The organism is Nocardia sp. NPDC003726, from assembly GCF_053586955.1.
The window spans coordinates 362,988-386,092 of the sequence record NZ_JBSFNF010000002.1; the positions used below are offsets into that span (position 1 = coordinate 362,988).

The 23,105-nt window shown below is 70.5% G+C and carries 23 protein-coding genes; 17 read left to right on the plus strand and 6 right to left on the minus strand.

Features of this window, described 5'->3' with window-relative positions; genetic code table 11:
- Nucleotides 1–8: 8 nt before the first annotated feature.
- Entirely contained in the window at nt 9–887 is an 879-nt protein-coding gene (locus tag ACWDMM_RS04130; protein ID WP_449935858.1) for a ribokinase, read from the minus strand.
- An 87-nt stretch (nt 888–974) separates the two neighbouring features.
- On the opposite strand from ACWDMM_RS04130, the gene ACWDMM_RS04135 reads away from it, so the two are divergent.
- The 15 genes from ACWDMM_RS04135 to holA all read left to right on the plus strand — a co-directional run bounded on the left by ACWDMM_RS04135 (nt 975) and on the right by holA (nt 17,392).
- A complete protein-coding gene (locus tag ACWDMM_RS04135; RefSeq protein WP_195077568.1) occupies nt 975–2,240 on the plus strand; it encodes a glutamate-5-semialdehyde dehydrogenase in 1,266 nt (421 codons plus the stop codon).
- An 87-nt stretch (nt 2,241–2,327) separates the two neighbouring features.
- On the plus strand, nt 2,328–3,209 hold the full coding sequence (locus ACWDMM_RS04140; RefSeq protein ID WP_157112116.1) for an AAA family ATPase: 882 nt from the start codon (nt 2,328–2,330) through the stop codon (nt 3,207–3,209).
- 3 nt (nt 3,210–3,212) lie between these two features.
- Entirely contained in the window at nt 3,213–4,640 is a 1,428-nt protein-coding gene (locus tag ACWDMM_RS04145; protein ID WP_449935861.1) for a vWA domain-containing protein, read from the plus strand.
- Between the two features lie 9 nt (nt 4,641–4,649).
- On the plus strand, nt 4,650–4,991 hold the full coding sequence (locus tag ACWDMM_RS04150; protein WP_195077570.1) for an MmcQ/YjbR family DNA-binding protein: 342 nt from the start codon (nt 4,650–4,652) through the stop codon (nt 4,989–4,991).
- 50 nt (nt 4,992–5,041) lie between these two features.
- Nucleotides 5,042–5,170: a hypothetical protein gene (locus ACWDMM_RS04155; protein WP_323123913.1), complete on the plus strand. Its 129-nt coding sequence runs from the start codon at nt 5,042–5,044 to the stop codon at nt 5,168–5,170.
- Nucleotides 5,171–5,172: 2 nt separating this feature from the next.
- Nucleotides 5,173–7,020, plus strand: coding sequence for a hypothetical protein (locus tag ACWDMM_RS04160; RefSeq protein ID WP_449935865.1), 1,848 nt, complete (start codon nt 5,173–5,175; stop codon nt 7,018–7,020).
- Between the two features lie 11 nt (nt 7,021–7,031).
- Complete coding sequence (gene nadD / locus ACWDMM_RS04165) at nt 7,032–7,673, plus strand: nicotinate-nucleotide adenylyltransferase (protein ID WP_084823829.1); 642 nt, start codon at nt 7,032–7,034, stop codon at nt 7,671–7,673.
- Nucleotides 7,674–7,767: 94 nt separating this feature from the next.
- Nucleotides 7,768–8,181: a ribosome silencing factor gene (gene rsfS / locus ACWDMM_RS04170; RefSeq protein ID WP_195077572.1), complete on the plus strand. Its 414-nt coding sequence runs from the start codon at nt 7,768–7,770 to the stop codon at nt 8,179–8,181.
- On the plus strand, nt 8,175–8,837 hold the full coding sequence (locus ACWDMM_RS04175) for a histidine phosphatase family protein (RefSeq protein ID WP_067810516.1): 663 nt from the start codon (nt 8,175–8,177) through the stop codon (nt 8,835–8,837). The genes rsfS and ACWDMM_RS04175 overlap by 7 nt, the downstream gene beginning before the upstream one ends.
- Nucleotides 8,838–9,603: 766 nt before the next feature.
- Nucleotides 9,604–10,299, plus strand: a complete 696-nt coding sequence (octT, locus tag ACWDMM_RS04180) for a diglucosylglycerate octanoyltransferase (protein WP_195077919.1) — start codon at nt 9,604–9,606, stop codon at nt 10,297–10,299.
- Nucleotides 10,300–10,302: 3 nt separating this feature from the next.
- Complete coding sequence (locus ACWDMM_RS04185; protein ID WP_195077573.1) at nt 10,303–11,145, plus strand: DegV family protein; 843 nt, start codon at nt 10,303–10,305, stop codon at nt 11,143–11,145.
- Between the two features lie 81 nt (nt 11,146–11,226).
- A complete protein-coding gene (locus ACWDMM_RS04190; RefSeq protein WP_449935870.1) occupies nt 11,227–11,712 on the plus strand; it encodes a GNAT family N-acetyltransferase in 486 nt (161 codons plus the stop codon).
- 719 nt (nt 11,713–12,431) lie between these two features.
- Nucleotides 12,432–13,268, plus strand: coding sequence for a ComEA family DNA-binding protein (locus ACWDMM_RS04195; RefSeq protein ID WP_449935872.1), 837 nt, complete (start codon nt 12,432–12,434; stop codon nt 13,266–13,268).
- A 149-nt stretch (nt 13,269–13,417) separates the two neighbouring features.
- Nucleotides 13,418–16,021 carry a ComEC/Rec2 family competence protein gene (locus ACWDMM_RS04200; protein WP_449935875.1) on the plus strand — a complete coding sequence of 868 codons (2,604 nt, stop codon included), beginning with the start codon at nt 13,418–13,420 and terminating at the stop codon, nt 16,019–16,021.
- Nucleotides 16,022–16,420: 399 nt separating this feature from the next.
- On the plus strand, nt 16,421–17,392 hold the full coding sequence (holA, locus tag ACWDMM_RS04205; RefSeq protein ID WP_323123910.1) for a DNA polymerase III subunit delta: 972 nt from the start codon (nt 16,421–16,423) through the stop codon (nt 17,390–17,392).
- 525 nt (nt 17,393–17,917) lie between these two features.
- Here holA and ACWDMM_RS04210 read toward each other — a convergent pair.
- Nucleotides 17,918–18,988, minus strand: a complete 1,071-nt coding sequence (locus ACWDMM_RS04210; RefSeq protein ID WP_195077577.1) for an aldo/keto reductase — start codon at nt 18,986–18,988, stop codon at nt 17,918–17,920.
- A gap of 125 nt (nt 18,989–19,113) precedes the next feature.
- Here ACWDMM_RS04210 and ACWDMM_RS04215 point away from each other — a divergent pair, with 125 nt between their 5' ends.
- Complete coding sequence (locus ACWDMM_RS04215; RefSeq protein ID WP_449935879.1) at nt 19,114–20,181, plus strand: helix-turn-helix domain-containing protein; 1,068 nt, start codon at nt 19,114–19,116, stop codon at nt 20,179–20,181.
- Between the two features lie 7 nt (nt 20,182–20,188).
- On the opposite strand, the gene ACWDMM_RS04220 is transcribed toward ACWDMM_RS04215, so the two are convergent.
- Both ACWDMM_RS04220 and rpsT read right to left on the minus strand, forming a co-directional pair.
- Nucleotides 20,189–20,437 carry a hypothetical protein gene (locus ACWDMM_RS04220; protein WP_067810480.1) on the minus strand — a complete coding sequence of 83 codons (249 nt, stop codon included), beginning with the start codon at nt 20,435–20,437 and terminating at the stop codon, nt 20,189–20,191.
- Nucleotides 20,438–20,613: 176 nt separating this feature from the next.
- Nucleotides 20,614–20,874: a 30S ribosomal protein S20 gene (gene rpsT / locus ACWDMM_RS04225; RefSeq protein ID WP_067810479.1), complete on the minus strand. Its 261-nt coding sequence runs from the start codon at nt 20,872–20,874 to the stop codon at nt 20,614–20,616.
- 439 nt (nt 20,875–21,313) lie between these two features.
- Between rpsT and ACWDMM_RS04230 the strand changes: the two genes are divergently transcribed.
- A complete protein-coding gene (locus tag ACWDMM_RS04230) occupies nt 21,314–22,102 on the plus strand; it encodes an aquaporin (protein ID WP_195077578.1) in 789 nt (262 codons plus the stop codon).
- Nucleotides 22,103–22,122: 20 nt separating this feature from the next.
- Here the strand turns inward: ACWDMM_RS04230 and ACWDMM_RS04235 are convergent, their stop codons facing one another.
- Nucleotides 22,123–22,527, minus strand: a complete 405-nt coding sequence (locus ACWDMM_RS04235; RefSeq protein WP_195077579.1) for a DUF5360 family protein — start codon at nt 22,525–22,527, stop codon at nt 22,123–22,125.
- Nucleotides 22,528–22,533: 6 nt separating this feature from the next.
- Nucleotides 22,534–23,088 (minus strand): type II toxin-antitoxin system PemK/MazF family toxin, encoded by a 555-nt coding sequence (locus tag ACWDMM_RS04240; protein WP_195077580.1) that lies wholly within the window; start codon nt 23,086–23,088, stop codon nt 22,534–22,536.
- Nucleotides 23,089–23,105: the final 17 nt, after the last annotated feature.

A 23,105-nucleotide genomic window follows, 5' to 3' on the forward strand; every position in this document is an offset into this window, starting at 1 on the left:
CCGCGGCGCTACTGCGCGACCAACGCGGCGGTGATCTCCTCGCGGGCCGGGATCGAACTGCTCGCGCCCAACCGGGTAGTCGCCAGCGCTCCGGCGGCGCAAGCCCAGTTCAAGGCCCATTCCGGACCCCGATGCCAGGCCGCGGCCAGCGCGCCGGTGAAGGCGTCGCCCGCGCCGGTGGTGTCGATGACATCCACCCGCGGACTGGGCCGGGACAGGCGGACGCCGCCGGGCCCGCGATAGTCCGCGCCCGCCGCCCCCCGGGTCACCACCAGGTGCGCGACGGCGTCCAGGTCCGCGCCCAGCCGCTCGGCCTCGCCCGAATTCACCACGGCCACATCGATATTCGCCCACAGTTCGGCGGGCAGCGGACGGGCAGGCGAGGGGTTCACCAGCACGGTGGTGTCGTTCGCGCGGGCGTGGCCGGCGGCGGTGGTCACCGTCTCGATCGGAATCTCCAACTGGCACAACAGGATATCGGCGTCCGCTATAGCGGCCATGTCGTCCTCGGTCAGCTCGGTCATCCGCGCGTTGGCGCCTCCGACGACGATGATGCTGTTCTCGCCGTCGTCGTCCACGACGATCGTGGCGATGCCGCTCGGCCCGGCGACGGTGCGCAGCAGATCGGTGCGCACCGCGGCGTCCGTGAGCGCGCCGCGCAGTTCACCGGCGAAGACGTCGTCGCCGACCGCTCCGAGGAAGCGGACCTCGCCGCCCGCGCGCTGGGCCGCGATGGCCTGATTGGCGCCTTTCCCGCCGGGCACCATGGCGAAGCCGCCGCCGAGGACGGTCTCGCCGGGGACCGGTCTGCGTGCGGTCGTGGTGATCAGATCCATGTTGATGCTGCCGAGCACCACGATCGCGGGAGCGTCCGATTCGGCCGTCATATCGCCGGACGGTAGTCGCCGTGGCCGCGTCGCGCACGCGTAGCAGCGGGTGGGATCGGCGGTGTACCCGGTGCGTAGGCTGTACCCATGACGGTAGGAACGACCACCCAGCCCGATGTCCGCGAGGTGGTGCACGAGGCCGCGCGCAAGGCCAGGGTCGCGTCGCGGGCGCTCGCCCAGCTGACGACCGCGCAGAAGAACGAGGCCCTGCACGCCGCCGCCGACGCACTGCTGGCCGCCGCCGACCGGGTGCTGGCCGCCAACGCCGAGGACATCGCCGCGGCGCAGGCCGCGGGCACCGAGGAATCGCTGCTGGACCGGCTGCGGCTGACCAAGCCGCGCATCGACGGCATCGCCTCCGGTCTGCGTCAGGTCGCGGGGCTGCCCGATCCGGTCGGTGTGGTGGTGCGCGGCTCGACCTTGCCGAACGGTCTGGAGATCCGTCAGGTGCGCGTGCCGCTCGGCGTGGTGGGCATGGTGTACGAGGCGAGGCCGAACGTCACCGTCGACGCGTTCGGGCTCGCGCTCAAATCCGGTAACGCCGCCCTGCTGCGCGGCTCGTCCTCGGCGGCCCGGTCCAATGCCGCGCTCGTCGCGGTGCTGCGTGAATCGCTTGCGGCGCAGGGCATCCCGGCCGACGCAGTGCAGCTGCTGCCGAGTGAGGACCGTTCCAGCGTCACCCATCTGATCCAGGCGCGCGGCCTGGTCGACGTGGTCATTCCGCGCGGCGGCGCCGGGTTGATCAACGCGGTGGTACGCGACGCGCAGGTGCCCACCATCGAGACCGGCACCGGCAACTGCCACGTCTACGTGCACGCCGCCGCGGACCTGGACATGGCCGAGCGGATCCTGATCAACGCCAAGACCCGCCGTCCCAGCGTGTGCAACGCGGCCGAGACCGTGCTGATCGACGCGGGCATCGCGGACACGGCGCTGCCCCGGCTCACCGCGGCGCTGGAACGTTCCGGCGTCACCATCCACGGTGACCTGCCCGGCCAGGTTCCTGCCACCGACGCCGACTGGGGCGAGGAGTACCTCACCCTGGACATCGCGCTGAAAGTGGTCGACGGCCTGGACGCGGCGGTGGAGCACATCAACACCTGGGGCACCGGCCACACCGAGGCCATCGTCACCGGCGACCTCGCCGCGGCCCGCGAATTCACCAGCCGGGTGGACGCCGCCGCGGTGATGGTGAACGCCTCCACCGCGTTCACCGACGGCGAGCAGTTCGGCTTCGGCGCCGAGATCGGGATCTCCACCCAGAAGCTGCACGCTCGCGGGCCGATGGCCCTGCCGGAGCTGACCTCCACGAAGTGGATCGTCTGGGGCGAAGGGCAGATCCGGCCCGTCTGACCCGCGTGCGTGGCCGCGGCCGATGCCGAGTCGGCGTCGGCGGCGCGCTGCCGTAGCGTGGGGGATGGTTCGGAAGGAAGGTGCCGGGTGGTGTCGGAGAGCGCAGTACAGGAGCCGATCTTCACGTCGGTGGACGATGTGATCGAACGGTTGGCGAGCACGGGCTACCTGGCGGACAAGGCCACCGCCACCTCGGTGTTCCTCGCCGATCGCCTGGGCAAGCCGTTGCTGATCGAAGGGCCGGCGGGTGTGGGCAAGACCGAGCTGGCGCGCGCGGTCGCGCAGACCTCGGGCGCCGAGCTGGTGCGGCTGCAGTGCTACGAGGGCGTCGACGAGGCCCGCGCGCTGTACGAGTGGAACCACGCCAAGCAGATCCTGCGCATCCAGGCATCCAGCGAGAACGACTGGGAAGAGACGAAGGCCGACGTCTTCACCGAGGAGTTCCTGCTGTCGCGCCCGCTGCTGACCGCGATCCGGCGTTCCGATCCCACGGTGCTGCTGATCGACGAGACCGACAAGGCCGACGTCGAGATCGAGGGCCTGCTGCTCGAGGTGCTCAGCGACTTCGCGGTGACGGTGCCGGAACTGGGCACGATCACCGCGAGCCGTAAACCGTTCGTCGTGCTCACCTCGAACGCCACCCGCGAGCTGTCCGAGGCGCTCAAGCGCCGCTGCCTGTACCTGCACCTGGATTTCCCGGACGAGGAGCTGGAGCGGCGCATCCTGGCCAGCCGGGTGCCCGAACTGTCGGCGGCGGTCGCGGCGCAGCTGGTGCGGATCGTGCACGTGCTGCGCGGCATGCAGTTGAAGAAGCTGCCCTCGGTCGCGGAGTCGATCGACTGGGGCCGCACGCTGCTGGCGCTCGGCCTGCGCGACCTGGACGACACCACCGTCCGGGCCACGCTCGGCGTGGTCCTCAAACACCAGAGCGACCATCAGCGCGCGCTGGCCGAACTGAAGCTGGCCTGAGTCATGGCGACCGGTCCGGTCCCCGCCGATGTCGCGGCGCTGAGCGCGCCGCACGGCATTCCGGGGCATCTGGTCGGATTCGTGGAGGCGCTGCGGGCGCGCGGGATACCGGTCGGACCTTCGGAGACGGTGGACGCGGGCCGTGTGGTGACCGTGCTCGACCTGATGGACCGTGAGGTCCTGCGCGAGGGATTGGCGTGCGCGTTGCTGCGGCGCACCACCCACCGCGCGACCTTCGACGGGCTGTTCGACCTGTGGTTCCCCGTCGCCGTCGGGCAACGCGCCGCGGACCAGGACGAGCTCGAGATCCCGCACACGCCTTCGGGGGACGTGGACATCCCGGCGCTGCGCGAACTGCTCGCGGAACTGCTGGCGCAGGAGTCGGCCACCCCGCAGCTCGCGGCGCTGGCCGCGCAGCTGGTCGAACAGCTCGGCCAGTATCAATCCGCCCGCGGTCCGTCCTTCTCGTCGTATCAGGCGCTGAAAGAGGTGCAGCCGCAGACCTTGCTGGCGAAGATTCTCGCCGGCATGGCACTCGGGCCGGACGCGAGCGAGTTCGACGCCGAGATCGCCCGCCGCGCCGCCCGGCAGCGCATCGCCGGTTTCCGTGCGACCGTGGAGGCCGAGACCAGGCGGCGGGTCGCCGAACGGATCGGCCGCGAGCGCGTGGCGAGCTACGGCGTCGCCCGGCAGGCCGAGGAGGTCGACTTCCTGCGCGCCTCCGAAGCCGAACTCGGCGAACTCAAACGCAGTACCCAGCGGTTGGCCCGGATCCTGGCCGCGCGGCTTGCCGCCCGCCGCAGGCATGCCCGCCGCGGTGCCATCGACCTGCGCCGCACGCTGCGCGCGTCGATGTCGACGGGTGGCGTGCCCATCGATCTGGTGAACCGCAAGCCGCGGCCGGGCCGTCCCGAGCTGGTGCTGCTGTGCGACGTCTCCGGCTCGGTCGCCGGTTTCAGCAACTTCACGCTGTTGCTGGTGAGCGCGCTGCGCGAGCAGTTCTCCCGGGTGCGCATCTTCGCGTTCGTCGACCAGATCGACGAGGTGACCCGGTTCTTCGACCCGCACACCCAGCTGGACCGGGCGATGGCACGGATCTTCGGTGAGGCGAACGTCGTCGGCCTGGACGGGCACTCCGACTACGGCAACGCGCTGGCCGGGTTCGCCAGGGACTTCCCGGACGCCGTCACCAGCCGCAGCTCGCTGCTCATCCTCGGCGACGCACGCACGAACTACCGTGACCCCGAGCTGGACACCTTGCGGTCGCTGGTCGAGGTGGCCAAACACGCGCACTGGCTGAATCCGGAACCGCGCAGCCAGTGGGGTTCCGGCGATTCCGCGGCGGACAAGTACCGCGACGTGATCGAGATGCACGAATGTCGTTCGGCCAAACAGCTCACCGCGGTGGTCTCGCGGCTGCTGCCGGTGTAGGAAGGCGGCATGGACGATGCCGCGCTGCTGAGCTACTGCCTGGCCAAGCCGGGCGCCTGGCAGGACGAACCGTGGGAGGGCGACGTCGTCGCCAAGGTCGGCGACAAGATCTTCGCGTTTCTCGGCGCGACGTCGGTCGGACTCAAATGCGGGCGGACCCGCGAGGAGGCCGACGAACTGGTCCGGGTGTATCCCGAGGACGTGTCGGCGTCGGCCTACATCGGGCGCTACGGCTGGAACGTCATCCGGTTCGGCGGCGCGGTCTCGGATAACGAACTGTACGAGCTGGTGGATATCTCCTACGAGGCGGTCGTGAGCAAGCTGCCGAAGAGCAAGCGCCCGACCGCTTGAAAAGCGTTCGTTAAGCGGATCTTTGGCGTACGCAGAAAAGATCGGCGGCCATGAACTATTCGTTCCCAGTCGATTCGCGCGCCCCGCTGATGATCCACCGCCCGCTGAGCGCGGGCGATCGTGCCTGCGGCGGCTTCCTCGGCCAACGCGCCGCCGCCCGCGGCGTAGAGACGGAGTGAGCATGGACTCCGCCGAGATCGGCGCGGCACTGGCACAGATCGGCGCGCTGCCGCACGGCCGGACGCGGACCGAGCGACTGGAGACCCTCGCCGCGGCCGCGCGAACCGGAACGAATCGCGCGCTGGAAGGCAGGGTGTTGCTGGAACTGGCGCAGTCCTACATCTCTGCGGGCGAATCCGACCTGGTGCCCGGCGCCTATGGCAGGTTGCTTCGGATCTACGACGATCACCCCGCCGAGCTGGGCTCGATGACACATTCGGTGCACTGGTACCTGAAACGGGTGACTCGGGGCATGATCGACAACCCCGCGATACCGCTGTCCACGATCGATCGCTGGTTCGGTGAACTGGACAGCCGCTATCGGCAGCGCGGCTACAGCCCGCGTCCGGTGCTGGCGCTGCGCTCCGAACTCAGCCGCGCGATCGGGGACGGCGCGGCCGCCGCCGCGTGGCTGGACCGGGCGATGGCCGCTCCGCGCGACAGCATGTCCGACTGCGAAGTGTGTGAGCGCGGCGAATGGGGCGTGACGAGCGTGTCGCGCGGCGACGACGAGGGCGGGCTCGCACAGTGGAAACCCGTGCTGGACGGCGAGCGAACCTGTGCCGACGAGCCGCACCGCGTGCTGGCGCGCGCATTGCTCCCGCTGGTGCGCACCGGCCGCGTCGCGGCGGCCCGCGGCGCGCACCTATCCGGATATCCGCTGGTCCGCCACACCGCCGAGCTACGTCCGTCGGTGGCGCTGCACCTGGAATTCTGTGCGCTGACCGGCAACGAGGCACGGGGGCTGGAAATCCTCACCGAGCACGCGAGCGCGCTGGCCGATTCCGGCGCGGTCGTGGGTGCGCGCCTGGCGTTCGCCACCGGGGTGTGCGTGCTGCTGCGCAGGCTGGTGACGCTGCGGCTGGGTGATCTTCCGCTGGCGGACGGGACGGTGGAATCGGTGCGCGCCCGGCTGGAGGTGCAGATCGGCGCGCTGTGCGCCCGCTACGACGCCCGCAACGGCACCAGCGCGGTCAGCCTGCGCACCGCGGCCCGGCTCGCCGCCGAACCGCTGGTGGATCGGTTGCCGCTCGGTTTACGCAGCACACTGCCGCGCGCGGGGAGCCGGCCGGACAGCGTTTCGGTGGCCGACGACTTCTCCGGTGACCGGGCCGCGGAGGTGCGCAGGCTGGGCGAACTCGGCGCCGCCCGGCTCGCCGATACGCCCGACGAGGCCGAAGCGCACCTGCGCGAAGCGCTGGCGCTCGGCGCACCGGTGCTGGCGGCGGAGGAGGCCGCCCGGTTGGGCGCCCAGCTGGTCATCGCCATCGCGAGCCAGCCCGACCGGGAACTCGATCTCGCCGACGCCGCGGTGCGCGCCGCGGCGCGCTGGGAGGGGCTGTCGGAACCGGACGCGCTGCATCACACCCTGGTCGCCGCACGCGCGTTCCATCGCGCCGGGCGGCACGGCGAGGCCGCGGCCCTGTTCGAACAGGCGCTGCTCAGCGATGCGATTCCGTATCCGTCCGGTGAACTGGCGGTGGTGCGCGCGCAGTTCGGCCGATCGCTGGACGCACTCGACCGTCATCGCGAGGCCGCGCGGCAGTTCCTCGCCGGGGCGCGACTGGTCGAGCGCGACCCGGAGCGGACGAAGTTGCACGCCGAGCTGGCGTGGGCGGCCGCCACCGCGCTGGAGCGCTGCGGGCAGGACGCCGAGGCGGTGGCGGCCTACCACCGCGCCGCGCGGCTGGGGGCGGCGCCGAAACCACCGTCTGAGGCGTCGCCGCCGGACCCTCGCGGCGAGCGTAGTGCGGGCGGGTGTCTCCAGTCGGTTCCCGCCCCCGCTCACCGGCCCCGCGCCACCCGTTAAGCTCGGCAGTCATGCACGAGAGAGGTCGGCGCGGCCGCAAGCTCGGGGTGATGGGCGGCACGTTCGACCCCATCCACCACGGGCATCTGGTCGCCGCCAGCGAGGTCGCGCACCGGTTCGACCTGGATGAAGTGATCTTCGTCCCGACCGGACAACCGTGGCAGAAATCGCACAAGCAGGTCAGCCCGGCCGAGGACCGGTACCTGATGACCGTCATCGCGACCGCGTCCAACCCTCGGTTCTCGGTGAGCCGCGCGGACATCGACCGCGGCAAGGTCACCTACACCGTGGACACCCTGCGGGAGATGCGATCGGCCCATCCCGGCGCCGAGCTGTACTTCATCACCGGTGCTGACGCGCTGGCCAGCATCCTGACATGGCAGGATTGGGCAGAACTGTTCGAACTGGCGAAGTTCGTCGGGGTGAGCCGTCCGGGGTACGAGCTGAACATCGATCATCTCGAGGAGCATCTGCGGGATCTCCCGCCGGATGCGGTGACCATGGTCGAGGTCCCCGCGCTGGCGATCTCGTCGAGCGAATGCCGTCGCCGCGCCGCCGAGAACCGGCCGGTGTGGTACCTCGTCCCCGACGGCGTGGTGCAGTACATATCGAAGCGGCACCTGTATGTGCCCGGAGCAGCGGAAGGTAGCTGAGCGTGAGCGAGCGCAGCGAAGGTGCGGGCATGAGCGAGCCGACGATCGACGAAGCCGCGCGTGCGGCCGCGCCGAGCGCCCGGGAGGTGCTGGCATGACCGCGTCGACCGAGTCGGTGGAGATCGCGCAGGTCGCCGCGCTGGCCGCGGACGAGAAGCTGGCGTCCGACGTGGTGGTGCTCGACGTGTCGGAGCAACTGGTGATCACCGACTGCTTCGTGATCGCGTCCGCGCCCAACGAGCGTCAGGTCAACGCCATCGTCGACAACGTGGAGGAGAAGCTCCGCGCGGCCGGGCACAAGCCGGTCCGGCGCGAGGGCACCCGAGAGGGCCGCTGGGCGCTGCTGGACTACGTCGACGTCGTCGTGCACATCCAGCACAACGACGAGCGCAATTTCTATGCGCTGGAACGTCTGTGGAAGGACTGCCCCGTGGTGCCGGTCGAAGGCATCACCGGTGCTGCGCCGGATTCGCGCGCCACGGCGACGGAGGACGAGGCGCGATCGTGAGCAGACATGCCGGCGTGCGCACCCTGATCCTGTTGCGCCACGGGCAAACCGAGTGGAACGCCACCGACCGCATGCAAGGCCAGATCGACACCGATCTCACCGAACTCGGCCGCAGGCAGGCCAAAGAGGCGGCGCGCGAACTCGTTTCGCGCAACGCCATCGCGATCCACTCCTCGGATCTGCGCCGCGCCTTCGACACCGCGACGGCTCTGGCCGAACACACCGGGCTCACCGTCGTGCCGGACGTCAGATTGCGGGAGACCAACCTCGGTGACTGGGAGGGACTGACCCACCTGGAAGTCGACGCCGACTATCCGGGCGCGCGCATGGCGTGGCGGCTGGACGCGCGCTACACCCCGCCCAACGGCGAGAGCAAACTCGAGGTCGGAGCGCGGTCGCTGCCGGTGGTGCAGGAGTTGCTGGCCGAGCGACAGGACTGGCCGGGCCGGACTATCATCCTGGTGGCGCACGGCGGGCTGATCGCCGCCCTCACGGCCGCGCTGCTCGATCTGCCGCCGCAGAACTGGCCGATCCTCGGAGGACTGGCCAACACCAGCTGGGTGCAGCTCAGCAGCCACGGCCCGAGCATCGAACAGCCCGGCTGGCGTCTGGATGTGTGGAACGCAGCGGCGAAGGTAGCACCGGATGTCCTCTGAAGAGCCGATCAGATCGGTCCCGGACGAACTGTTCCGTAAGGTGTCGGCGCGGCCGGAACGGCAGTTGCCCGACGCGTTGTTCGGCGGTCCGCCACCGGCTTCCCGCGAACCCGAGGCCACCTCCGGCGAAGCTTCCGGCGCGGCAGGCGAATCCGGCGGCGGGTCGGCGTCCGGAGAGGAATCCGACGCGGAGGACGACGGTTCCGGCGATATCGTCACCGAGGTACCGCCCCAGGTGCACGTCGGCGGCGCTCCCTCGCCTGTCGGCATTACGAACGACGTTTCGGTAGCGGATGGTTCCGTGGCAGCGGTGGGGGAAATCGTTGCTACAGGGGCGGATCGGTCTGCGGTAGCGCTCGGCGAATCGGTTGCTCCGGCGGCGGATGGTTCTGTGGCAGAGCTGGCGGAACCGGTTGCTCCGGTGGCGGATCGGTCTGCGGTAGCGCCCGGCGAATCGGTTGCTCCGGCGGCGGATGGTTCCGTGGCAGCGCCGGGGGAATCGGTCATTTGGGCGGCCGACGCGATCGCCGAATCGGCTGCCACAGTGGCGGATCGGTTCCTCGCGGTGTCCGAGGAATCGGTCGCCTCGGTGGCGGACCGGTCGGTGGCAGACGCGATCCCCGCATCGCCAGCGCCGGCCGACCTTGTGTTCGAGTCCGCCACGACGACTCGGTCCGCTGTGACCGGGGAAGCGGGACTCGGTTCGGGCGAGCCTGCTTCCGCTGCCGCGGACCAGCCCGTCGAAACGCGGGAAGCCGCGCGCCCGGTGCTGCTGGTGATCGCCGATTCCCTGGCCTATTTCGGGCCCAAGGGCGGGCTGCCCGCCGACCATCCGCGCATCTGGCCCAATCTCGTTGGGGCCGAGCTGGACTGGGATGTCGAATTGGTCGCCCGGATCGGCTGGACCTGTCGCGACGCCTATTGGGCGCTGATCGGCGATCCCCGGGTATGGGCCGCGGTGCCGCGCGCGGGTGCGGTGGTCTTCGCCGTCGGCGGCATGGACACGCTGCCCTCCCCGCTGCCCACCGCCCTGCGCGAACTGATCCGCTATGTGCGCCCGCCCGCTCTGCGCCGCGTCGTCCGCGCCACCTACAACTGGCTGCAACCCAAGCTTTCGAAACTCGGCAGGCCCGTGGCGCTTCCGCCCAAGGTGAGCGTCGACTATCTGGAGCAGTGCCGTACGGCGCTGGCGCAATTGCGGCCCGACCTGCCCGTCGTGGCGGTGCTGCCATCGGTGCACGACTGCGCGGCCTACGGTCGCGTGCACTCCGGCCGGCCTCGGGCGGTCGAGGCGCTGCGCGCTTGGTCCGGCCGGACCTCGGTGCCGCTGGTCGACCTGGGCGAGGCGGTGCGCGACAACATCTTCTCCGGCGAGGCGAACCCCGACGGCATCCACTGGGGCTGGGACGGTCACACGGCGGTGGCCAACGCGATGGTCAAGACCCTGCAGGAGGTCCGGTAGTCCGTGGCAGTCGTGGTCGTCACCGATTCGTCCGCCAGCCTCCCTGCCGAACACCTCGACGAGCTGGATATCGCCGTCGTCCCGCTGCACGTCCTGGTCGGTGACCGGGCGATGCGGGAAGGCGTCGACCCGGTCGAGATCGACTATGCCTCCGACACCGTGACCACTTCGGCCGCATCGCCCGGCGAGCTGCGGGAGGTGTACGAGCGGGCCTGGGAGCGAAGCGGCGGGGACGGCGTTGTCGCGGTGCACATTTCCCGCCAGCTGTCGGGCACCTGGGAGGCCGGTCGGCAGGCCGTGCGCGACATGGACGCCGCCCACCGCGTCCGGCTGGTCGACTCGCTCGGGGCCGGGCTGGCCACCGGGCTGCCCGCGCTGGCCGCCGCGCGGCGAGCCAAGACCGGGGCGCCACTGGACGTGGTCTACGACGCGGCCGTCGCCGCCGCCGCGCGCGCCCGCACGTTCATCCTGGTCAATCGCACCGAACAGTTGCGCCGCGGCGGCAGGTTGTCCTCGGCGGCGTCGTTCTTCGGCAGCGAGCTGGTCACCAAGCCGCTGCTGCACATCGTCGAGGGCCGGTTGGAGTTGCGGGAGAAAGTCAGGACGCGTTCCAAGGCGTACGCGAAACTCGTCGCCGCGGCGGTCGACGCGGCCGGCGAGGACGGCGCCGCGGTGGCCGTGCAGCATCTTGGCGCCGAGGACGCGGCACAGACCATCGCGGGTCAGTTACGCGAACTCGTTCCCGGCCTGGAAGAACTGGTCGTCGCCGAGTTCGGGCCCGCGCTGGCGGTGCACCTGGGGTTGGGGGCGCTCGGCGTGCTCGTCGTCCCCGGCGGGTGTCACTGATCAGGCGAGAGTTCCAGGCCGCCAATGATCTCGGTGATCCGAATGCGGGTGTGTCGCCCGGCGTACGGCTAGCGTCGGAGCATGAGTTCCGCGCAGCCACCGGTCCGCACGCCGCTCACCGTCACCTCGGTGGACTGGGACCATCCCGACGCGGTGACGTTGCGCGCGGAGATGGCCGCCGAGGTCGGGCCGCGTTACGCGCATCTGGCCAGGCAGCTGCCCACGAATCCCAACGCGGTGGATCCGGCCACTGTGCACAGCACTTTCGTAGCGTATTCGGACGGCCCGGTCGGCCATGCCGCGCTGCGGTGGAACGGGGAGGAACTCGAGGTCAAGCGCATGTTCGTCCGTCCCGCGCACCGCGGTTCGGGCGCGGCGGCCCTGCTGCTCACCGCCGCCGAGGACGCCGCCCGCGCGGCCGGACGCCCCCGCCTGATCCTGCAAACCGGTCACCTGCAACCGGAGGCCGTCCGCTTCTACGAACGCAGCGGTTACCACCGAATCCCGATCTTCGCGCCGTACGAGGTACTGCCGTTGTCGAACTGCTTCGCCAAGGATCTGGGCTGAGGCGCGTCGCCGGACGCTCCGCCGCGACATCATCGGGGTGAACCGCCGAATGCTGCTGTGCGCATAGCTGTCGACTGCCCGGTTTCCGCTTCGGCGAGGCTCTTCTGTGAAGAGTAACGGCGTGTCCCTGGCAGGGCGCCACGCTCCGGTGCGAATTGTGCACAGGGCGGCGGTTGTCAACAGATTCGTCGAACGCGCTGGTCGGGCCGATCTTTCCGGTGCGGTCCCGCACTACCGTCGCGGCCATGTCACGACAGGACGAACGCGAGCGGGTACGAAGGCGATTGGGTGAGCTGACCGCCCGGGTCGGCGCGAGCATGACGGCCGGGGCGGGCGGGCCGGAAACGGAGCACGGACCGTCTGGGCGGGAGACCACACCGTCTCCGCGTGGCGTCCCCGTGGGAGCGACCGGACAGCGCGATAGCCCCAGCCTCGCGGCCCCAGTCCGGGCGGCGGACACCTCACGCGATGAAAAGGTCTCGTCTCCAGGGGGAATCGGGTGGCAGGCCAGCCCAACTCCGCCTGACGTTCGTTTCGCTCGCGCGGCTGGCGAGACGCAACTCGCACCCGATGTCGGAACGGTGGTGGATTCCCGCACAACCGCATTCGAGGACGACGACCGCCGGTCGGGGACGGTTGGTCACGCCTCCGATACTGCTGTGGCGGCGGGTCAAGCACCGCCCGGACCACGTTCGAGCACGGCGGGGAAATGGGATCTCGTGCGGTTGCCCAGTCCGGCGCCGGGCCCGCAAGCCGAGGACGACGTCGGTCGCGTCCGGTCGCCCGGCTGGCTGGAGGATTCGGCGCCCGCAGCGAATCGGCTGCACCGCCTCGTGCCGGAACGATTCCGGGGTGCCCGGCTCGATCCGGGTCGTCGCGGGGTCCGTACGCTCGCGTTCGCTGGCATCGCCGCGATGGTCGTCGCCGGGGTGGTCGTGTTCCGCGAGCGCCCGGTCACGCATCCGGTGCCGCCGTTGCCGGTCGGGCAGAGCGTCACCTTGGCGACCACCGGCGCTGCCGCCCCGACGACTGCGGCCGGGGCGCAACCGGGCCGAGTCGATCCCGCTCCGCCGACGGCCGAGCTGGTCGTCAGTGTGGTCGGCTTGGTCCACCGCACCGGTCTGGTTCGGCTCCCCGAAGGTGCGCGTGTCGCCGACGCGCTCGCCGCCGCGGGCGGCCCGAGCGAAGGCGCGGACACCACCGGCCTGAATTTGGCGCAGCGGTTGTCGGATGGCGATCAAGTGCTGGTCGGGCCGGTCGTGCCGAGTTCGGGCGCGCCGCAGCACGGCAGTGGCACGATCGGCGCGGGCGGGCGTCCGTCCACCGGGTCCGCCGCCGCGCCGAGCCGTCCCTCGAGCCCGGCGGGCCGGATCGATCTCAACACGGCCTCCGAGGCCGAACTCGATGCTCTTCCCGGTGTCGGCCCGGTCACCGCGCGGGCCATCGTCAGCTGGCGTACGACCAACGGACGTTTCACCTCCGTCGAGCAGCTCGGCGAGGTCGACGGCATCGGCCCCGCCCGCCTGGCCCGGCTGCGTGATCTGGTGCGGGTATGAGTGCCGCGGCGTTGCTCGAACTGCTCCGACGGAAGTCGGGCGCCGATACGCGATCGAAGGCCGGTACAGGCGTCGGAGCCGCTCGAGGTCGTGGGGACGGCGCGGCGCCGGAGGAGCCCGGCGCAGGTGCGGCACTGGACGCTCGCCTGTTGCCCGCCGCCTTGTGCTGTTGGGGCGCGACCATCGTGGCGGTGGCGGCGGGGTGGCGGGCGGGGATCGCGCTGGCGGTCGCGTTGACGGCGATGGCCATCGGATTGTGGATGCTGCTGCTGTGGGCGATCGCGGCCCGCGGCGAACGCAGGCGCGCGGTGGCGATGGTGGCGCTCGCCGCCGTGGTGCTCGGAGCGGGATTCGCGGCCGCGGCCGCATGGCGGGAACATCGCGTGGCGACGCATCCGCTGCGGACGGTGACAGGGCAGTCCCTGCGTGTGGTGGTCATTCCGGCAAGCGACCCGAAACCGTTGCGCACCACAGTGTCCGGTGCGGATCGTCAGTGGGTGGTCCGGGCAGATCTGCGCGAGTACCGGCGCGGTGGGGTGACGGTGCGCGCCGGTGGCGCGGTGGTCGTCCTTGCGTCCGGCTCGGAATGGGGCGGCTTGTCGCCGGGAGGGCCGATCGAGTTCCGTGCTCGGGTGGAAAAGCCGCGCCGATCCGACCTCACGGTCGTCACGCTGCATGCGCAGGGCGCGCCCACCTCCGCCGGGCCGCTGCCGTGGTGGCAGCGCGCCGCCGATTCGGTGCGCGCCGACTTCGCGGCATCGGCTGAGCGGGCGCTGCCGCCCGACGCCGCTGGACTGCTACCGGCGCTCGTCGTCGGTGACACCTCGATGCTGCCGGATCAGTTGCGTGACGATTTCAAGGTCGCCGGGCTGCAACACCTGACCGTGGTCAGCGGCGCGAATTTCACCATTTTGCTGTCGGTCGTGTTGTTCGCCGTACGCCTGCTGACGCTCGGGCCGCGGGGCGCGACGGCCGTCGCCGCCGCGGCGCTGCTCATGTTCGTCGTCGTCGCCCGGCCGGACCCGAGCGTGCTGCGCGCCGGTGCGATGGGCGCGATCACCCTGCTGGCCGTGCTCACCGGCCGCCGCAAGCAGGCGCTGCCCGCGCTGTGCGCCGCGATCATCGCGCTGCTGGCCCTGTGGCCGGGACTCGCCGTCGACGCCGGGTTCGCGCTGTCGGTCGTCGCGACGGGTGGTCTGATCCTGCTGGCGCCGAGCTGGGCCGATTGGCTGCGGGCCAGGGGATGGTGGCGGGTGCCCGCCGAGACGGTGGCCGTGTCCGCGGGGGCCTTCGTGGTCACGACGCCGATCATGATCGCGCTCACCGGGCGGCTCAGCTTGGTCGCGGTGCTCGCGAACGTGCTGGTCGCCCCGGTCATCGCACCGATCACCGTCGCGGGGGCCGGTGGGGCGGTGCTGTCGATCCTGTGGTCGCCGCCGGCCGACTCGGTGCTGCGCTGCGCGGTTCCGCCACTGTGGTGGTTGCTGTGGGTGGCCCGTCACGCGGCCGCCCTGCCCGGCGCGTCCCTCGCGGTCCCGGGCGGACCGGCGGGCGGGCTGGTCGCGGGTGCCGTCGTGGTCGGCGTGATCGTGGCATTGCGTGCGCGTGCCGCGCGGCGAATCGCCGCCGCGGTCGTGGTCGGGGTGGCGGTGGTCCTGGTTCCGGTACGGCTCTGGCATCCAGGCTGGCCGCCCACCGGCTGGGTCCTCGCGGCGTGCGATGTGGGGCAGGGTGATGGTCTCGCACTGTCGGTCGGTCCCGGCGCCGCCGTGGTCATCGATGTCGGGCCGGATCCGCGTCCGATCCGCACCTGCCTGGATCGGTTGCGCGTTTCGCGAATCCCCCTGCTGATCCTCACCCATCCGCACGCCGACCACATCGACGGGCTCAGCGGCGCGCTGCACGACCGCGCGGTCGACGCGATCGCCGTCGGCATCCACGAACTCGAGGCACTCGCACCGCGGGCTCCATCCGGAGGCGGTGCTCCCGAAGCCGCGCTGGGGTGCGTTCCCGTGCCGACAGCCGCCCCGGCCGCGCATCCCGACGGCTTCACCGGTGCCGTCAAAGGCCATGCGAGCAGCGACCCAGCTTCTCTACCGGAGTGGCGAGGCGCGAATGGCCGTTCGGCGGGTGGTGCCGATCATCCTGGCCGGGTACCGCGACATGCGCCCGGCTGTCGTCCCGGCGAAGACGGGATCGGAAGGCAAGAGCGTTCGGGTGACGCGCGCGCCCCTGGCTCGGGTCTCGCGCAGGTCGCGACCATCGCCAGGAGCGCGGGAGTGCCGCTGCTGGAATTGTCGGCCGGACACGTTCTGAGTTTCGGGTCGATCGAACTCCAGGTGCTCGCGCCAGGCCGGAACGGTCCGCGACCGGTCCCCGGCGCCGAAACCGAGGACGCCAACAACCGGTCGGTGGTCGTCACCGCCCGCACACCCGCGGGCAGGATCCTGCTCACCGGGGATATCGAAGCCTCCGCGCAGCGGGCTCTGATGCATGCCGGGATTCCCATCCAGGCGGAGATCCTCAAACTTCCGCACCATGGATCGCGCACCACCACAAGGGAATTCCTCGACGCCGTGCGCCCGCGGCTGGTGCTGGTCAGCGTCGGCGCGGGCAACGCCTTCGGGCATCCGGCCCCCGCTGTCCTCGCCGACCTGTCCGCCCTCGGCGCGACGGTGGTCCGAACCGACCAGGAAGGCGACATCGTGGTCTCGGGCGGCGGCGGGCAGCTGCGCATGACGAGTTCTCGATGAGCGGCGGACGCCCGGATCGCAGGCGGGATTCGCTCACGTGCACCGCACCGGAACGGCTCGCCACTGGCGCGATGGCGGCAGCCCCGCGATCGGCCACTGTGAAGGAGGCCCGCGGCACCTCGCAGTACTCCGCGTGCGCTCGCCCGGCGCCGGGGTGTACCAGCGCGGGATCTCTTCGGTGCCGGGTCGAGCAGATGAGCTGGCACCCGCCGAGGTTCGCCCTCATCAGGATGCTAGGACAGCCACGATCGCCGATTCGTCTCGCGTGCCGCGACTACCCGTGGCGGGGTGAGGTGTCGGTCATGGATCGTAGGATCGGGCTGTGAACCAGCACGGCGAATGGAGCAAGGCGGCAGAGCCCGCGAGCACGACGCCCTCCGGCAACGGGGAGGCGCTGTCGTGAGCGAGCGGCCCGCGCCGGTGCACTTGGTGCTCGGGGAAGAAGAGTTGCTGATCGAGCGGGCGCTGGCCGCGCTCACCGCGCAGGTCAGGGCACTGGCTGCGGACCCGGACGCGGTGCCGGTCGATCGTTTGCGCGCGGGGGACGCGAGTACCGCGGAGCTGGCCGAACTACTGAGCCCGTCGTTGTTCGCCGAGGACCGGGTGATCATCCTCGAGTCGGCGGCCGAAGCGGGTAAAGACGCGGTCGCGGTGATCACCGAGGCTGCGCAGAGCCCGCCCGATGGCGTGGTGCTCGCCGTCGTGCACTCCGGCGGCGGCCGGGCCAAGGCACTCGCGCCCGCGTTGCAGAAGGCCGGGGCCGTCACCCACGACTGCGCCAAGCTGACCAAGGCCGCCGAGCGCGTCGAGTTCGTGCGTGGCGAGTTCCGCAACGCCGGAGTGCGGGTGTCCGGCGAGGTCGTCCAAGTGGTGCTGGAGGCGGTCGGCTCGGACCTGCGTGAGCTGGCGGCGGCGTGCGGGCAGCTTGCCGCGGACACCGGAGGGAAGATCGACGTGGCGGCCGTGCGCCGCTACTACTCGGGCAAGGCCGAGGTCTCCGGCTTCGACGTGGCCGAACTCGCGGTGGCGGGGGACCGTCCCGGTGCGATGGAGGCGCTGCGCTGGGCGAACGACCGCGGCGTGCCGCACGTGCTGCTCGCCGACGCGCTCGCCGACTCGGTGCACACCATCGCGCGCGTCGGTTCGGTCGGGCGCGGCGACCCGTTCAAGCTGGCCCAGCAGCTCGGTATGCCGCCGTGGAAGGTGAAGAAGGCGCAAGCGCAGGCCCGCAACTGGACCCCCGCGACCATCGGCTCCGCTCTCCAGGTGGTCGCGACCCTCAACGCCGACGTGAAAGGCGGCGCCGCCGACGCCGGCTACGCCTTGGAACACGCCCTCACCCGAATCCTCGACCTGCACGGCGCGGATTGAGCCACGCCCGTTCCGATCGCTCGGCCGGAGCGCATGGCGCATGTCGAGCGGGGCTGGTTGGCATCGTTCGGCTGGAGTGCGCGGCGCATGTCGAGCGGGGTCGGTTCGGATCGTTCGGCTGGAGTGCGCGGCGCATGTCGAGCGGGGTCGGTTCGGATCGTTCGGCCGGAGCGGCGTTCCACCGCGTGCCGTCGATCCGTTCGGTCCGCAGTGGAACGGACGGATCACTGAGCCGTCCGCGCGTCAGCTCACCGAAGACGGGCAGTCTGCGCGAGAACGCGCTTCTATGGATCGCGGATGAGATCGGCTCGAGCATTTTTGGGCTCCGCGGTGATGCTCCCGGCGGGCAGATCACCGGCGTGCGCCGTGGCGACGGCTCCGGCAGCGTGAATGCCCGGCACCTGCAGTGCCTGTGGCGATCCGCGATGTGGTGCACCTCGGCTGGATCCACGTAGACGCCCGTGCCTGCGCAGACCGATGCGGCGGTGCGAGTTTTCCCTCGCACCGCCGCAGAGCGCGCGTCGCTCAGGCGCGCCCTTCGATCTTCAGATCACCGAAGGTGACGCTCTGGGTCATCGGGCGGTTCAGGAACTCGTGCGGGAAGCCGAGGTCCACGGCGCTGGCCTGTTCCAGCCTGGCGAGCTGGGCGGCGTCGAACTCCACCTCGAGCGCGCCGAGGTTGTCCTCCAACTGCGCCGCCGTGCGCGCGCCGATGATCGGCGAGGTGACTCCGGGCTCGCGCAGCGTCCAGGCCAGCGCTACCTGCGAGGGCGTCTTGCCGATCTCGGCCGCGACCTGTTTGACGACGTCGGCGATGGCGAGGCCGCGTTCGGTGAGCGAGCCGTTGGCGGCGGCCACGTTCTTGCGGCTGCCTTCGGGTGAGCCGTCCGCCTGGTGGTCGAGGTCGGCGCGGCTGTACTTGCCGGTGAGCACACCGCTGGCCAGCGGTGACCACGGGATCACGCCGAGGCCCAGCTCCCGCGCCATCGGGATGAGGTCGCGCTCGACGGTCCGCTCGATCAGGCTGTATTCGATCTGCAGCGCGATCAGCGGCGACCAGCCGCGCAGATCGGCGATGGTCTGCATCCGCGCGATCTGCCAGGCGGGCGCGTCGGAGATGCCGACGTAGAGCACTTTGCCCGAGCGGACCAGATCGTCCATGCCGCGCAGGATCTCCTCGACGGGAGTCAGGAAATCCCAGGCGTGCAAGTAGAGCAGGTCGATGTAGTCGGTGTTCAGCCTGCGCAAGCTGGCCTCCACCGAGCCGACCATGCTCTTGCGGTGATTGCCACCGGAATTCGGGTCGCCCTGACGGCGCAGCATGGTGTATTTCGTGGCCAGCACCAGACTTTCGCGGTTGTCCGCAGTGAATTCGCCGAGCAGTTGCTCAGAGGTGCCGTTGGTGTACTGATTGGCCGTATCGATGAAGTTGCCGCCTCGATCGACATAGGTGTCGAAGATCTTGCGGGCCTCGTCCCGGTCCGCGCCCCAGCCCCAATCGGCGCCGAAGGTCATGGTTCCCAGGGACAGGGGCGACACCCGAAGGCCCGATCGGCCGAGCAGCCGGTAGGTGTCGAGGGTGCGAGCTCCGGACATGTCCAGCTCCTTGTGTTTTCGCGATGCCTTGTTGCCGGAAGCCAGTCTTCAGCGTCGTGCGCAGGTCAGTAAGGGAAGTCTCATCCTGGGAAGGCCAGTCCTAGGCAGCCGTAGGATCGACGGTGATGACTGGCACGGTGAACCCCACACAGCGCCGCGACACCAGGTCCGGCGGCGGCAGCCCGCGTGACCAGGCCGGGCCGGGGAGCGGCGCGGAGTCGGCCCAGCGGCGCGACCTCGGCTCCGGTGGCGGCAGCCCGCGCAACCACAGCGGAGCCGGTAGCAGCGCGGATTCGAGCAAGCCCCGCGACCTCGGACCCGGAGGTCGGAACCCGCGCAGTCGAGCGGTGTCCGGTAACGGCGCGGATCGAGTGCAGGAGATGGCCGCCTTCCTGCGGGCCCGCCGGGAGCGGCTGACGCCGGACGATCTCGGCCTGCCGCAGCGCAGGCAGGCGCGCCGGACGCCGGGGCTGCGGCGCGAAGAGGTGGCCGAACTGGCCGGCGTGAGCACCGACTACATCGTGCGGTTGGAGCAGGGGCGGGGCCTGCGGCCGTCGGTGGAGGTGCTGAACGCGCTGGCACGGGCCCTGTGCCTGAACGACGACGAGCGCGCCTACCTGTTCGACCTGGCGCGACAACGGCAGCCCGACAGCGGCAAGCCGAGCACGGCGCCCGCGCCCGCACTGGCCATGCTGGTGCGCGATCTGTCCCCGCTGCCCGCGATGCTGGTCAACCACCGCTACGACATCCTGGCCTGGAATCGGGAGATGGCGGCGTTGATCACCGATTTCGGCGCGCTGCCGGAACGGCAGCGCAACTCCATGTGGCTGTGCCTGCTCGACCCAGGCATGCGGGATTTCTATGTCGAGCGGGAACGCATCATCCGCGAGGGCATCGCCGATCTGCGGGCGGCATGGGCTGCGCATCCGGACGACCGGGCACTGGCCGACCTGATCGCCGAGTTCACCGCCTACAGCGCGGAGTTCGAACAGGCCTGGGCGCGCCACGACGTGCGGGTGCAGGGACGGGGGAACAAGCCGCTGCGGCACCCGGTGGTGGGTCCGCTGGTCGTCAGCTACGAGGTACTCATGCCCGTACAGGATCCCGACCAGCGGATCATCATCTACCGCGCCGCGGACGCGGACTCCCAGGCGGCGCTCGACCGGCTCACCGCCGCGCTCGCCGCGCCGTGACCTGGGGCTATTCCGTGGTGGAACTCAATACCAGTTCGCCGTCGTCGTCCGCGTCCTCGTAGCGGCCTTCCCACTCCTCGTAGGCGGGCACATCCTCGTCCCTGGTGACGATCCACTCCAACGAGTAACCGCCGTCGTCGTCGGGAACCAGCACATTCTCGATCTTGAGTCCGAAGCCGAGCACCTCGGCCGCGCGGATCACGTCGGGCAGATCCTCGGCGCGAACGACCGTCTGATTGGCATACACGGTTACCATGCGCGGAATGGTAGCTGGAACCTCCGACACGGCGCGGGCCGAACGTCGAAACACCAGCTGGAACGGCTTCGGCGCCTCGGTTGCCGTCCGGGCACGACAAAAGCCGCCGTGGTCATCGAGGCCACGACGGCTGCGTCACACCACGAACTCGGTACCGGCGCGCGGTACCGGGTGAATCAGAGCTTGTTGTAGGCCAGCGCCAGGGCCGACTTCTTGTTGGCGGCCTGGTTGGCGTGGATGACGCCCTTCGAGGCGGCCTTGTCCAGCTTCCGGCTGGCGAACTGCAGGCGCGCGGCGGCGGCTTCCTTGTCACCGGCGGCCGCGGCCTCGCGGAAGCTGCGGATGGCGGTGCGCAGCGCGGACTTGACCGACTGGTTGCGCTTGCGCGCTTCCTCGTTGGTGCGGATCCGCTTCAGCTGGGACTTGATGTTGGCCACGCCGGTTCCTCGTGTTCCTGTCTGGTTGGTCTGTCCTGGAAAAGTTCGTCGGGCGCGCGACATACCCGAGGAGAACGGGTAACGCAGCGCCGAAGGTCGAGGGTACCAGTCACCCTTCGGCTCGCGAAATCGACACCCGACCAGCCGCGGCGTCTCCGGGCGACGTCCGAGTCGGCGGGCGCACGGCGCACCGCCGTGCTTCGGAACGCCACCTACGCCACCACGGTATGCGGTCGCGGCACCCGGCAATCTGCCAGCTCCCTGTCTCACGTGACCGTTTAAGCAGGCCGGAGGTGTGACTCGACCGGCATCGAAGTCGTTGTAGAGATCATCCGACTCGCGTAGCGTCCTCCTAGCAACCGTTGCTTTCATGCGGCTGGCTGTCGAAGCGGTACCACGACTCGTCCGAGTGCATGTCTGGAACGCGGAAGGTGGACAGATGTCTCCAACGGCCCAGGAAGTAGTCGAAGAGGCTGTCGAGAACAAGCCGGTGCCCGAGAGCAAGAAGTGGGGCGCGGAGGCGCTCGGCACCTTCGTCCTGGTGATCGGCGGCGTCGGCACCGCGGTGCTGGCGGGGGAGAAGGTCGGTCCGCTCGGCATCGCGCTGGGCTTCGGTCTGTCGCTGATGTTTCTCGTGTACTCGATCGGGCCGATCTCGGGCTGCCACGTCAATCCGGCGGTCACCGTGGGACATCTGTTGCTCGGCCGGCTCAGCGGCGTGTCCGCGGCGGGGTATGTGATCTCCCAGCTCATCGGCGGGCTCCTGGCCGGTCTGGTGTTGTTCGCGCTGGCCAAGAACCTGCCGTCGTACGACCGGTCCGTCGACGGCCTCGGGGCGAACGGATGGGGCAAGCACAGTCCGTCGGCGATCCGCGGGCCGCTGGGGGAGGTGGTGGTGCAGAACGGTTTCGGCATCGCCGCCATGATCATCGTCGAGGTCATGCTCACGGCGCTGCTGGTCTTCGTGGTGCTGTCGTCCACCGACCAGCTCTCCGACGTGCCGCTGGCCGGTCTGTCCATCGGCGTGACGCTGGCGGTGATCCACCTGGTGTCGATCCCGGTGGACAACACCTCGGTCAACCCGGCCCGCAGCCTCGCCGTGGCGCCCTATCAGCACGGCGCGATGGGGCAGGTCTGGGCGTTCATCGTCTTCCCGCTGATCGGCGGCGCGCTCGGCGCGCTGCTGTACGGACTGCTGTTCGGCCGTTCCCGGGACATGATCTCCTGAACGAACGCGTCCCGCGGCGGTCAGCTCGCGGCGCGCTCCTGCGGTGCGGTGCACACCAAGGTGACCAGCGCCGGGATGGGGAACAGCAGCAGGAAGAGGTTGGGCACCCACCACACAGGGCTGAAATCACCGCGCAGCGTCCAGAACGCGATGGCTTGCAACCCCGCCACGCTGGTCAGGGTCAGCGACACGGTCATCAGGGTGCGTCGACCGGGCGAGCGGCACAGGCAGGCCAAGCCGGTGGCGCTCGCGGCCAGGTCGAGCACGACGAACGAATAGTTCCAGTCGCTGATGATCGGGTCGGTGTAATCCTTGTACGCCCATTCTGGCGGGATCACGTGGGCGAACGCGATCGCCCAGTAGAGCAGGAAACCGACGTCGGTGATCAGCATGGCGATCTTGGTCGGCCCGAGCACGCGCGACATCGGCGGTCAGTGCCAGGAGTATTCGGCGCAGAGCCGGTGGGCGACCAGATCGAAGGTTTTGCGGGGCAGGATCGCGCCCTCGCGGCGGATGCCCGCCTCCGGTACGTCGAGCACCCGGTCGAGCCGTACCCAGCTGGGCCGGTTGTCGTGGTCCCAGGACCCGCTGCCGATCCCGATCCAGTTGCGGTCGTACGCCCGTTCGGGATTCGACGACAGCATCAGGCCCAGCAGCGTGCGCCGGTCCCGGCCCACCACCAGCACCGGCCGGTCCTTGCCGTTGCTCGGGTCCTCTTCGAACGGCACCCAGGTCCAGACGATCTCCCCGGGGTCGGCCCGCCCGTCCAGTTGCGGCGAGTAGACGATCTGCCGCGCCCGCTCGGCGGTCGGCACCGGCGTGGACGCGGCGGGCCGCACCGCGACACCGGTGGCGGTGCGCCGCTGGGCCAGCGACCCCACCAGCCGGTCGACCAACCGGGGACCCTGCTGCTTGACGATCTTGGGCCCCTGTTGCTTAGCGATGAGACCGATCTGCTTGCCGAGAGAGTTCCAACTTCGGGCCATCTCAGGAGGATAACGGC